The sequence below is a fragment of the Streptomyces sp. NPDC002698 genome, from assembly GCF_042888945.1.
Taxonomy (GTDB): domain Bacteria; phylum Actinomycetota; class Actinomycetes; order Streptomycetales; family Streptomycetaceae; genus Streptomyces.
In genome coordinates this window covers 112,618-123,497 of the sequence record NZ_JBIAQM010000024.1, presented here as the reverse complement: position 1 = coordinate 123,497, position 10,880 = coordinate 112,618, and the positions used below count along the sequence as shown (strand labels likewise).

Genomic DNA, 10,880 nt, shown 5'->3' with positions numbered 1-10,880 from the left:
CTGCGGGCGGGCAAGGCCGTGCTGGACCCGTCCGGGATCCTCAATCCCGGAGTCGTGATCGACCCCCTTCGCTGAGTCGATTCCGTCGGCCGCGGGGGGGGGGGGGGGGCCCCCCCGGGGCCCCCCCCCCCCCCCCCCCCCCCCCCCCCCCCCCCCCCCCCGCGGTGCGTCGGGAGGTGCCGTGCGTCCGGGGCGGGCCGGGCGCCGGGCCGGTCGCCCCGCGGCGGGCGGGCCCTTCACGGACGGTCACGCGCGGGCGGGCGCGGAGTCGTAGGCTGGAGGCCCCCGGCCCGTCCCACGTGTCGGGCGTCTCGCGTTGCCCACTCCCCGGGATGGAAGCCCTTCATGAGCCTGCACGGTCTGCTCGACGCCGTCGTCAAGGACGCCGCCCTCACGGAGGCGGTGAAGGCCGCCGCCGACGGCAACCGGATGCATGTCGACCTGGTCGGCCCACCGGCGGCACGCCCGTTCGCCGTCGCCGCGCTCGCCCGCGAGACCGGCCGCACGGTGCTGGCGGTGACGGCCACGGGACGCGAGGCCGAGGACCTGGCCGCGGCCCTGCGCTCCCTGCTCCCGCCGGACGGCGTCGCGGAGTACCCCTCGTGGGAGACGCTGCCCCACGAGCGGCTCTCGCCCCGCTCGGACACCGTCGGCCGGCGCCTCGCCGTCCTGCGGCGCCTTTCCCACCCGCGTCCCGACGACCCCGAGACCGGCCCGGTGTCCGTCGTCGTGGCCCCCATCCGCTCGGTCCTCCAGCCGCAGGTCAAGGGTCTGGGCGACCTGGAACCCGTCGTCCTGCGCACCGGCGTGAGCGCCGACCTGGGCGAGACCGTCGAGGCGCTCGCGGCGGCCGCGTACTCCCGCGTCGAACTCGTGGAGAAGCGCGGCGAGTTCGCCGTCCGCGGCGGCATCCTGGACGTCTTCCCGCCCACCGAGGAGCACCCGCTGCGGGTGGAGTTCTGGGGCGACGAGGTCGAGGAGATCCGCTACTTCAAGATCGCGGACCAGCGCTCGCTCGAAGTCGCCGAGCACGGCCTGTGGGCCCCGCCCTGCCGCGAACTGCTGCTCACGGAGGACGTCAGGGCGCGGGCCGAGGCCCTCGCCGAGGCCCACCCGGAGCTGGGCGAACTCCTCGGCAAGATCGCCGAGGGCATCGCCGTCGAAGGCATGGAATCGCTCGCCCCGGTCCTCGTCGACGACATGGAACTGCTCCTCGACGTCATGCCCGAGGGCGCGCTGACGATCGTGTGCGATCCGGAGCGGGTACGGACCCGGGCCTCTGACCTGGTCGCGACCTCGCAGGAGTTCCTCCAGGCGTCCTGGGCGGCGACGGCCGGGGGCGGCGAGGCGCCCATCGACGTCGGCGCGGCCTCCCTGTGGTCCATCGCGGACGTACGGGACCGGGCCCGCGAGCTGGACATGATGTGGTGGTCGGTGTCGCCGTTCGCCGCCGACGGGGAGCTCACGGACGCCTTCGCCGGCGGGGTGGGGGACACCCTCAAACTGGGCATGCACGCCCCCGAGACCTACCGCGGCGACACCGCCCGCGCGCTCGCCGACACCAAGGGCTGGCTGGCCGAGGGCTGGCACACGGTCTACGTCACCGAGGCGCACGGCCCGGCGGCCCGCACCGTCGAGGTGCTGGGCGGCGAGGGCATCGCCGCCCGCCTGGACACCGACCTCACCGGGCTCGGCCCCTCCGTCGTGCACGTGGCGTGCGGCTCCATCGACTACGGCTTCGTCGACCCGGCGCTGCGGCTCGCCGTCCTGACCGAGACCGACATCTCCGGCCAGAAGGCGGCGGGCAAGGACGGCGCCCGGATGCCGGCCCGCCGCCGCAAGACGATCGACCCGCTGACCCTGGAGACCGGCGACTACATCGTCCACGAACAGCACGGTGTCGGCCGCTACATCGAGATGGTGCAGCGCACCGTCCAGACCGCGACCCGCGAGTACCTGGTCGTCGAGTACGCCCCCGCCAAGCGCGGCCAGCCGGGCGACCGCCTCTACATCCCCACCGACCAGCTGGAGCAGATCACCAAGTACGTCGGCGGCGAGGCCCCGACGATGCACCGCCTGGGCGGCGCCGACTGGACCAAGACCAAGGCGCGCGCCAAGAAGGCGGTCAAGGAGATCGCCGCGGACCTGATCAAGCTGTACTCGGCGCGGATGGCGGCCCCGGGCCACGCCTTCGGCGCCGACACGCCCTGGCAGCGCGAGCTGGAGGACGCCTTCCCGTACGCGGAGACCCCCGACCAGCTCACGACGATCGCCGAGGTCAAGGAGGACATGGAGAAGACGGTCCCGATGGACCGCCTGATCTGCGGTGACGTCGGCTACGGCAAGACCGAGATCGCGGTCCGCGCCGCGTTCAAGGCGGTGCAGGACGGCAAGCAGGTGGCGGTCCTGGTCCCCACCACCCTGCTGGTGCAGCAGCACTTCGGCACGTTCTCCGAGCGCTACTCGCAGTTCCCGGTGAACGTCCGCGCGCTGTCCCGCTTCCAGACGGACACCGAGGCCAAGGCGGTCCTGGAAGGGCTGCGCGAAGGCTCGGTGGACCTCGTCATCGGCACCCACCGCCTGTTCTCCTCGGAGACGAAGTTCAAGGACCTCGGCCTGGTCATCGTCGACGAGGAGCAGCGCTTCGGCGTCGAGCACAAGGAGCAGCTCAAGAAGCTCCGTGCCAACGTCGACGTCCTGACGATGTCCGCCACCCCCATTCCCCGTACGCTCGAAATGGCGGTCACCGGCATCCGTGAGATGTCCACGATCACCACCCCGCCGGAGGAGCGGCACCCGGTGCTGACCTTCGTCGGCCCGTACGAGGAGAAGCAGATCGGCGCCGCGATCCGCCGTGAACTGCTGCGCGAGGGCCAGGTCTTCTACATCCACAACCGGGTCGAGTCCATCGACCGGGCGGCCGCCCGTCTCAGGGAGATCGTCCCGGAGGCGCGGATCGCCACCGCCCACGGCCAGATGTCGGAGCAGGCCCTGGAACAGGTGGTCGTCGACTTCTGGGAGAAGAAGTTCGACGTGCTGGTCTCGACGACGATCGTCGAGTCGGGCATCGACATCTCGAACGCGAACACGCTGATCGTGGAGCGCGGCGACAACTTCGGCCTCTCGCAGCTGCACCAGCTGCGCGGCCGCGTCGGCCGCGGCCGGGAACGCGGCTACGCCTACTTCCTGTACCCGCCGGAGAAGCCCCTCACGGAGACGGCCCACGAGCGGCTCGCGACGATCGCCCAGCACACCGAGATGGGCGCGGGCATGTACGTGGCGATGAAGGACCTGGAGATCCGCGGCGCGGGCAACCTGCTCGGCGGCGAGCAGTCGGGTCACATCGCCGGCGTCGGCTTCGACCTGTACGTGCGCATGGTGGGCGAGGCGGTCGCGGACTACCGCGCCTCCCTGGAGGGCGGAGCGGAGGAGGAGCCGCCGCTGGAGGTCAAGATCGAGCTGCCGGTCGACGCGCACGTCCCGCACGAGTACGCGCCCGGCGAGCGGCTGCGCCTCGCCGCGTACCGGTCCATCGCCTCCGCGAACACGGAGGAGGACGTCAAGGCCGTACGCGAGGAACTCGCCGACCGCTACGGCAAGCTCCCGGAGCCGGTCGAGAACCTGCTCCTGGTGGCGGGCCTGCGGATGCTCGCGCGTGCCTGCGGGGTCGGCGAGATCGTCCTCCAGGGCAACAACGTCCGCTTCGCGCCGGTGGAGTTGAGGGAGTCCCAGGAGCTGCGTCTGAAGCGCCTGTATCCGGGGACCGTCATCAAGCCGACGGCCCACCAGATCCTCGTCCCGCGCCCGAAGACCGCGAAGGTCGGCGGAAGGCCGCTGGTGGGACGGGAACTGCTCGGCTGGACCGGGGAGTTCCTGGCCTCGATCCTGGGGTCGTAGGGGTCGTAGGGGTCGTAGGGGTCGTAGGGGTCGTAGGGGTCGTAGGGGTCGTAGGGGTCGTAGGACCGGAGGGGGCCGGAGAGGGCTGGAGGCTCCTCCGCTCCTCGCCGCGGCCGGGGAGTGGGCAGGCGTGCGCGGATCAAGGCCGCGCGGCTCAGGGCCGTGTGGCTCAGGCCTGCGCGGATCAGGGCCGCTCGGGGCGGAACAGCATGCCCGTCAGCGCGTGGAAGACCTCTTCGGCGTCCTGCTCGCCCACCTGGCCGTCCAGGTTGTGGCTGATCAGGAGGGTGGCGAAGCCGTGGGCCAGGGACCAGGCCGCGATGCCGGCGAGGCGGGTGTCGGGGCCGCGGCCCTCCGAGGGGAGCGCGGACACGGCGGCCCGCAGCCGCCCGCCGGCGAGCGTCCGGGCCGTCGTGAGCTCCAGGTCGTCCTCCCGGAGCAGCTCCGGGGAGAACATGACCTGGAAGTGTGCGGGATGCTCCCGCGCGAAGCGTACGTAGCGCACGCCCGCGTCGCGCAGGTCCCCGGCGTCGTCGAGCGCGGCCGCCAGGAGCCCGAAGCCCTCCGCGGCGATGGCTGTGAGCAGGCCGACGCGGTCCTTGAAATGGTGCGCCGGGGCGGCGTGCGAGACGCCCGCGCGGCGGGCCAGGTCGCGCAGGCTCACCGCGGAGGGTCCCTCGGCGGCGATGACGTCGAGGGCGGCGCCGAGGATGGCGCGGCGCAGGTCCCCGTGGTGGTAGGGGCGCGCTGAGTCGCTGGTCCGCTCGGTGACCGGACCGCTGGTCCTCTCGGAAGCCGGACCGCTGGTCTTCGCGGGATTCATGACAGCAGCGTACGCCGAATCTAGTCGTTGACAAGTTCGGGCGGCCGGGGCAATCTTGGCAGTGTCAAGTTGCGGAGCGTGTCGATGCGTGACGAGAGGTGGAGTCATGTCCGGGAACGTGAGCGGGACGAGTGCGGCCGTCGGGGCGGGCGTCGCGGGCGAAGGTGGCGTGCCGACGGACGGCGCGGGTGTCGACCTCGGGCAGGTGCGCCGGCTCTGGCATCTGCTGGAGCCCCTGCACGCCGTGCTGTACTACGCGCCGGAGGCCTTCGAGGAGGCGGCCGCGCTCGGGTACGGGACCGAGGAGCGCTGGCCCAGTTACTTCCCCTACCGCGCGGCGCCGTTGGGGGCCGTCGGCGGACGGCGGGTGGCCTCCGCCTTCTACAGCTTCAGCCCGCGCATGGTGGACGAACACATCGACTCCGCCTGGCGCGTGGCGAGTCCGGAGCGGGTGCTCGCCGCGCGGGAGCGGGCCGTCGACCGGGCCTACCGCGCGATACTCGGCGACCGCGTCGACAGTCCCGAGCTGGCCGAGGCCGCCGCGCAGGCCCGCCGGGCCGCCGAGGCCGCCGACGCCGCGGGCCGTCAGCTCGCCGCGGCCAACGCCGAGTTGCCCTGGCCGGAGGCCCCGCATCTCCAGCTGTGGCACGCGGCGACGATCCTGCGCGAGCACCGCGGTGACGGTCACCTCGCCGCCCTGCTGGTCGAGGGCCTGGACCCCGTCGAATCGCTGGTGTCCTTCGCGGCCATAGGCGCGGCCTCCGTGGAGCGGTTCGAGAGCCGTGGCTGGAGCCCGCGGGAGTGGGTCGCGGCCAGGGACCGCCTGGCCGCCCGGGGGCTGGTCGACGAGGACGGCATCGCCACGGAGGCCGGACGTGAGCTGCGCCGCCGGGTCGAGGACCACACCGACCGCCTCGCCGCCGCCCCTTGGCGGTCACTCGGCCCGGACGCCGTCAGCCGCCTCGCCGATCTGCTCGGCGAGTTCTGGGTGGCGGTGCTGGGCTCGGGACTGCTGCCGTCGGAGACGACCCTGGGGATCGGAAAGGTCTGACACCCGGGCGGAGGTCACCGGGTGCCGTCGGCCCGCTCGGCGGGGAGGGCGGGGGTGGGGCTGAAGGGCGGCTCACGGCGCCGGGTCCACCCGGCGGGTGGATGCCGGTGGACGCGTCGGGAAGGTCGACGACACAGGCCCCACCCGGCGGGTGTGCCGCGGTGGGGCTTGGCGGGGCCGGTTGTCGAATCGCTCCGGCTATGACTGTGGGGGCCGGTCGCGGTCCATGCCCATCGCGCCTTCGGCCTTCTGCTGCGCGTCGTCGACCTTGTCCGTGTATTTGTCGCCGGTCCTCTTGTTGACCTGCTTCTCGGCGGCGTCGGACATGTCCGATGCTTTGTCCTGTGCCGCCCGGTTGCTCTTGAACTTGTCGAAGATGCCCATCCAGAGCTCCTTCCGGGGTGACTCACGACCGACGATACGCCCGGCGTGCGCCTCTTACCCATTGATGCCCGGTATGGCCGGGGAATGGCGGCCATTACCGTGGGCAGACGGGAATCACGTCCGATCGGGGCGGACCGGGGAGGCGAAGGAGAGGGACGTCGTGCTGCGTCTGAGGGGTGGGGCGGCTGCCGCACTGGTGGTGCTCGTCATCGGTGCCGGAGCCGCCGGCTGCAAGAAGGATTCCCTGGGGTCGGCGGAGCCGCAGGAGACGGCGGGCGGCGCCCATGGGGCCGCGCTCGCCGCCGTGGACTCGCTGGCGGTCAAGGGGCGCGCGCCCAAGACCGGGTACAGCAGGGAGCGGTTCGGCACGGCCTGGGCCGACACCGACGCGAATCGGTGCGACACCCGTGACGACATCCTCAAGCGGGACCTGAAGGACGTGAAGTTCAGCGACGGCACGTGCAAGGTGTCCCGCGGGGTCCTCGAACCCGATCCGTACGGCGGCAAGGACGTCACCTTCGTCCGCGGCCGCAGCCTGGTCGACATCGACCACCTCGTCGCGCTCTCGGACGCCTGGCAGAAGGGCGCCAAGTACTGGGACGCGAGCAAGCGGATAGCGCTGGCCAACGACCCGCTCAACCTCCGTGCCGTCGGCGCGAGCGCCAACCGCAGCAAGGGCGACGGAGACACCGCGACCTGGCTCCCGCCGAACAAGGCGTACCGCTGCACGTATGTCGCCGCGCAGGTGGCGGTCAAGAAGAAGTACGGGCTCTGGGTCACCGGCGCCGAGAAGGCGGCCATGAAGAAGGTACTGGGCGGATGCCCGGGCCAGAAGCTCCCCTCGGGCGGGAACCCGACCGAGGCGCCGAAGAGGTTCCACGCGAAGTGATGTGAGGGGGCGTCGGCCCGTCGGAGGCGGGGGTCGTGACGGGTCCCGCGGCGGCACGGAGACGGAAGGGGGCGAGCGGTCGCCCGCCCCCTCGCGGCTGTCAGACGGACGGGTTGACCACTACTTCGGCCGAGTTGTTCGTGGGGTCCGGGTCGAAGGCGAGGGACCCGCCGCCGGCGTAGGGCCGTGCGACGACGCGGCCCGTCGCGTCGGGGACGACCCGGTCGACGCGCAGCTCGAACGGGAAGCTGACGTCCAGGTCGGGCGTGGTCCACGTCGGCAGGGTGCAGACGTAGTGGACGACGTCCGGGGCGTCGCCCGGCGCCCTGGTGGTCCGGCAGGTGCGGGGCACGGACGTGGCGGTGGTGCCTTCCGGGAGATAGAAGTCGATCGCGACGAGCTTTTCACCGGAGGTGACGTCACCGACCCAGGCCGGACCGTTGTTGACGAAGCGGAAGGCGGTGGTGACGGTGTCGCCGGCCGCGCCGCTCACCTCGGTGCCCTTCATGGCGAAGTCGGCGGTGTTGTCGGCGTCGATGTGCCACGTGCGGCTGTTGTCCGAGCTGTCGAGGTCGACGACGGCTTCGTCGACGGGCTGGACGCCGTAGTCGATCCGCTCGTGCAGCGCGTGGCCGGTGACGGCGAGCCGCAACGGCTCCGGCAGTTCCACGGTGGCGCCGGGCGGGACGTCGGTGTCGAAGGAGCAGGCCACGTACGTGAACCCGCTGTTCATTCCGGTGTAGGTGCACTGCGGGTAGCGGGTGGTGACATCGAGGCCGTACGTCACCCACAGCGCCAGCTTGAAGCCGTGCGCGGTCTCGTTGCCGGTGTTGGTGACGGAGGACGGCACGGTCAGGCCGCTGCCGGGCGCGACGCCGGTGACGTCCTGGGCGGCGTTGACGCCGAGGTCGGTGCCGGACCCCACGGTGACGGACGTCCTCGCGGAGCCGCTCGGGGCGACGAGCGTGCCGTCGGGGCCGCCGGTGGCCTCGGCGGAGTATTCGATCGCGCCTTGCGCTCCCAAGGCGGCTTCGGCGTCGGCCCGCAGCTTGAGCCGCACCCCCGGGCGGTAGGGGGCCCGCACGTCCCCGATGTCGCACACGGCGACGGTGCCGGCCTCGTCCGGTGCGCAGTTGTCGGGCCAGGCCACCTCGGCGACCCCGCCGAGCCCGGAGACGTCGACGGTCAGCCGCCCGTCGGTCACGGTGTTGTCGCGGTTGGAGTGGAACAGACCGAGGTCCAGCGTCCGGTACTGCGTCGTACCGCCCTCCGGAGCGACGGTGACCGTCGCGTCCTGCGGCGCCTGGATCCCCAGCTCGTCGCTCTGCGCCGCACCGCCGGCGAACGCGACCCCGCTTCCGAGTCCGGCGAGAACCAACGCCCCCACGGCTCCGGCACATAACCCGCGACGCAGTACACGTCCGACGGACAGAGAACTCATTGCATCTCCCAGGAGGGCAGAGGTGACCCCGGCGAAGTGATCATCGCCGGACACCAGTTCGACTCCGTGCCGGGGCGGAAGGTTGTAGACGAGGGGGATGTTGTGTGTGGTGGGCGGCGGCCGACGTCCGGCACCCTCAGCCGAGCCCGGCCGCTTCGTACCGTGCCGACGTCAGCGGGCCGCGCGCACCGCGTTTTCGGGTGCGTCGGCGGACCGTCGGCCTGTCCGGCCGTCAGTCAGGATCCGGTGCGGGACTCGGCGGGACTCGGCGGGACTGGTCCTCGCGGTCCGGCGGGGCTGGACGTCGGGTCGTCCGGCAGGGGGAGGGGACGGAGTCCGCGATCGGAACGGTGTCCGCGACCGGAACGGTGTCCGTGGCACCCGGCGGGGGACGGAGTCCGCGGCGCCCGGCGGTGGTGAACCGCCCGGGGCCTCGGTCCCCACGCGCTGCCGGTGTCAGCGCAGGTAGGGGTTGCCCGCCGCCTGGCCCGGCCAGGGGGCGTGGCCCGCGCCGGTCATGGCGTTCCGCGGAGTGAGTCTGTCGAACAGCGGGCCCACCAGCAGCCATACGGCCATGGCCAGGGAGGCGAGGACGATCAGGCCCAAGGCCGTCTCGCCCTTGCCCGCCGGGAGGCTCGCCAGCGACAGCGACCCCACCTCGTACAGCGCGAACGAGGCGAAGGCGCCCCAGTCGGATCCTCGCCCCCTGCGGATCGCCACGTACAGGAAAGGCACCCACACCAGCAGACCGAACGATCCGACCGCCAGAACCGACCACGCCAGCCGCTGGAACCAGCCGGCTTCCACGCGCTTGTCCATCACACCCCCGAACTACCCCGTGAACCCCCGAGAGGATTCCCGGGCCCCCGAGAAACCACTCGGGGGCGCCATGTTCCCATCCGCCGGGTCACGCGTGCTCGTGTTCGCCCTTCAGGGAGGTCACGATCCGGGCGGTCAGCTTCTTCGCCGTGGCCGCGCCGTTGTCGTGGCCGTCCGTGGACAGCACCGTGACGACGTCCGTTCCGGACTGCGCGGCGATCAGGGTCGATCCGTTCTCCCAGGCGCTGTTGGTCAGGGTGATCGTGTAGGCGGCGTCGCCGAGACCGGCGGTGTCGGCCCCGACGACCTTCACCTTGGTGTGCGTGTCCGCGTCGGGGTAGGTCGCGCAGGCGGCGACGGCCTTCTTCAGGTTCGCCATCACCTTCGTCGCGGTCGTGCCGCGGAAGGTGTCGATCTCCTGGGCGATGTCCTCGGACGTGTTCTTGTTGACGTAGTCGTTCTGGGCGAAGGAGACCCCCGAGTCGCCGGTGATCGCTATCCAGCTGGTGCCACCGAGCAGCGTGCAGTCGGGCTTCGCGGCGGGCGAGGAGCTCGGCGCGGTGTACGTGGTGCCGGAGTCCCGTGCGGCGCTCGGATCCACCGCGAAACCGTCGGCGAAGAAGGAGGCGGGTGCCAGTGCCTTCTTGAGCTGCGCGCCCGTCAGCAGACCGGCGTTGGGATCCTTGGACGGCTTCTTCGCCGTGGCGGACGAGGCCGAGGTGTCGGTCCCGGAGGAGCAGGCGGTCAGGGCGAGCGGGAGCAGGGCGGCGGCGATCAGCGCCTTGGCCGCGCGGGAGGGATGACGCATCGGGATCTGTCCTTCGAAGGTGAGGCCGGACCGGGCCGAGTGCCCGTGCCCGGGTGGGGCTTTCGGATGGCGGGGACTGGAAGAAGCGGGGACTGGAAGGAGACGGGCGGGGCGTACGGCCGCCGGTCAGTCGGGTGGGCGGGGCGTGCGGTGGCCGGTCTTCTTCCAGTCCCCGCAGCCGGACGTCTTGAAGTGGGTGTCCTTGGCGCTGATCGTGACGACGGCCGTGCCGGTGACGTCGCCTTCCGCGATGAGCGAGTCCAGGTCGTGACCGGCGTCCCCGGCGCGTTCCCAGTGACAGGACCCGGCGGTGTTGCCGGTGGTGCGATAGGTGCCGGGCTCGATGTCCGGGCCGACCCGGAAGTCGCCGTTCCCCGCGAACGAGGCCTTTCCCTTCTCGGGCGCATCGGCCGAGCCGGTGTGCTGCCGGGTACCGGGCTGGGGGGTCGTGGAGACCGAAGAGCCCCTGTCGGGACCGCCGGCCGCGCGGCCGTGGCCGCGGCTGTTGCCGTCGGCGTTCGCCGAGACGACACCGATGACGACGAGGCCCACAGTGGCGCTCAGCGCGGCCCTGCTTTTCATGCCCACGACTGCTCCCCTCCCTGCGGCGGACGCCTCGATGGCGGCCGTTCGTTCGCTGGGTCAATAAGACCAGAGCCTGTGAATCGAGTCAACACGGTTCACGCAACCTCTTGCGTTCACGGTGTGAACGGGTAGATCTTGCCTGCGTCGGTATGCTCGACGCCACACAGGGACGAGTCGGGACGA

General features: G+C 72.1%; 9 protein-coding genes. 3 read left to right on the top strand and 6 right to left on the bottom strand.

The features are described 5' to 3' along the window. Positions 1 to 345 precede the first annotated feature (345 nt). The gene (gene mfd / locus ACFYW9_RS28700; protein WP_389156059.1) at positions 346 to 3,897 is read left to right on the top strand and encodes a transcription-repair coupling factor; all 3,552 of its coding nucleotides are present in this window, start codon (positions 346 to 348) and stop codon (positions 3,895 to 3,897) included. A 184-nt stretch (positions 3,898 to 4,081) separates the two neighbouring features. On the opposite strand, the gene ACFYW9_RS28695 is transcribed toward mfd, so the two are convergent. Next, entirely contained in the window at positions 4,082 to 4,720 is a 639-nt protein-coding gene (locus tag ACFYW9_RS28695; RefSeq protein WP_389156056.1) for a TetR/AcrR family transcriptional regulator, read from the bottom strand. Positions 4,721 to 4,826: 106 nt separating this feature from the next. Here ACFYW9_RS28695 and ACFYW9_RS28690 point away from each other — a divergent pair, with 106 nt between their 5' ends. After that, on the top strand, positions 4,827 to 5,771 hold the full coding sequence (locus ACFYW9_RS28690; RefSeq protein WP_389156053.1) for a hypothetical protein: 945 nt from the start codon (positions 4,827 to 4,829) through the stop codon (positions 5,769 to 5,771). Between the two features lie 198 nt (positions 5,772 to 5,969). Here the strand turns inward: ACFYW9_RS28690 and ACFYW9_RS28685 are convergent, their stop codons facing one another. Further along, positions 5,970 to 6,155, bottom strand: coding sequence for an antitoxin (locus tag ACFYW9_RS28685; protein ID WP_389156050.1), 186 nt, complete (start codon positions 6,153 to 6,155; stop codon positions 5,970 to 5,972). A gap of 160 nt (positions 6,156 to 6,315) precedes the next feature. Between ACFYW9_RS28685 and ACFYW9_RS28680 the strand changes: the two genes are divergently transcribed. Next, complete coding sequence (locus tag ACFYW9_RS28680) at positions 6,316 to 7,044, top strand: HNH endonuclease family protein (RefSeq protein ID WP_351873385.1); 729 nt, start codon at positions 6,316 to 6,318, stop codon at positions 7,042 to 7,044. Positions 7,045 to 7,144: 100 nt separating this feature from the next. Here the strand turns inward: ACFYW9_RS28680 and ACFYW9_RS28675 are convergent, their stop codons facing one another. From ACFYW9_RS28675 to ACFYW9_RS28660, 4 genes are all read right to left on the bottom strand, one after another. Then, positions 7,145 to 8,485 carry a hypothetical protein gene (locus tag ACFYW9_RS28675; RefSeq protein WP_389156047.1) on the bottom strand — a complete coding sequence of 447 codons (1,341 nt, stop codon included), beginning with the start codon at positions 8,483 to 8,485 and terminating at the stop codon, positions 7,145 to 7,147. Positions 8,486 to 8,941: 456 nt separating this feature from the next. Then, positions 8,942 to 9,304, bottom strand: a complete 363-nt coding sequence (locus ACFYW9_RS28670) for a hypothetical protein (RefSeq protein WP_389156044.1) — start codon at positions 9,302 to 9,304, stop codon at positions 8,942 to 8,944. Between the two features lie 88 nt (positions 9,305 to 9,392). Next, positions 9,393 to 10,112 carry a hypothetical protein gene (locus ACFYW9_RS28665; RefSeq protein WP_389156041.1) on the bottom strand — a complete coding sequence of 240 codons (720 nt, stop codon included), beginning with the start codon at positions 10,110 to 10,112 and terminating at the stop codon, positions 9,393 to 9,395. A gap of 126 nt (positions 10,113 to 10,238) precedes the next feature. Then, the gene (locus tag ACFYW9_RS28660; RefSeq protein ID WP_389156038.1) at positions 10,239 to 10,694 is read right to left on the bottom strand and encodes a hypothetical protein; all 456 of its coding nucleotides are present in this window, start codon (positions 10,692 to 10,694) and stop codon (positions 10,239 to 10,241) included. Between the last annotated feature and the right edge of the window lie 186 nt (positions 10,695 to 10,880).

Bases quoted from the DNA above. Each gene is read 5' to 3' on its own strand.
- ACFYW9_RS28690 (WP_389156053.1), top strand. From the start codon at position 4,827: ATGTCCGGGAACGTGAGCGGGACGAGTGCGGCCGTCGGGGCGGGCGTC.
- ACFYW9_RS28695 (WP_389156056.1), bottom strand. From the start codon at position 4,720: ATGAATCCCGCGAAGACCAGCGGTCCGGCTTCCGAGAGGACCAGCGGT.
- mfd (WP_389156059.1), top strand. From the start codon at position 346: ATGAGCCTGCACGGTCTGCTCGACGCCGTCGTCAAGGACGCCGCCCTC.
- ACFYW9_RS28665 (WP_389156041.1), bottom strand. From the start codon at position 10,112: ATGCGTCATCCCTCCCGCGCGGCCAAGGCGCTGATCGCCGCCGCCCTG.
- ACFYW9_RS28675 (WP_389156047.1), bottom strand. From the start codon at position 8,485: ATGAGTTCTCTGTCCGTCGGACGTGTACTGCGTCGCGGGTTATGTGCC.
- ACFYW9_RS28670 (WP_389156044.1), bottom strand. From the start codon at position 9,304: ATGGACAAGCGCGTGGAAGCCGGCTGGTTCCAGCGGCTGGCGTGGTCG.
- ACFYW9_RS28660 (WP_389156038.1), bottom strand. From the start codon at position 10,694: ATGAAAAGCAGGGCCGCGCTGAGCGCCACTGTGGGCCTCGTCGTCATC.
- ACFYW9_RS28685 (WP_389156050.1), bottom strand. From the start codon at position 6,155: ATGGGCATCTTCGACAAGTTCAAGAGCAACCGGGCGGCACAGGACAAA.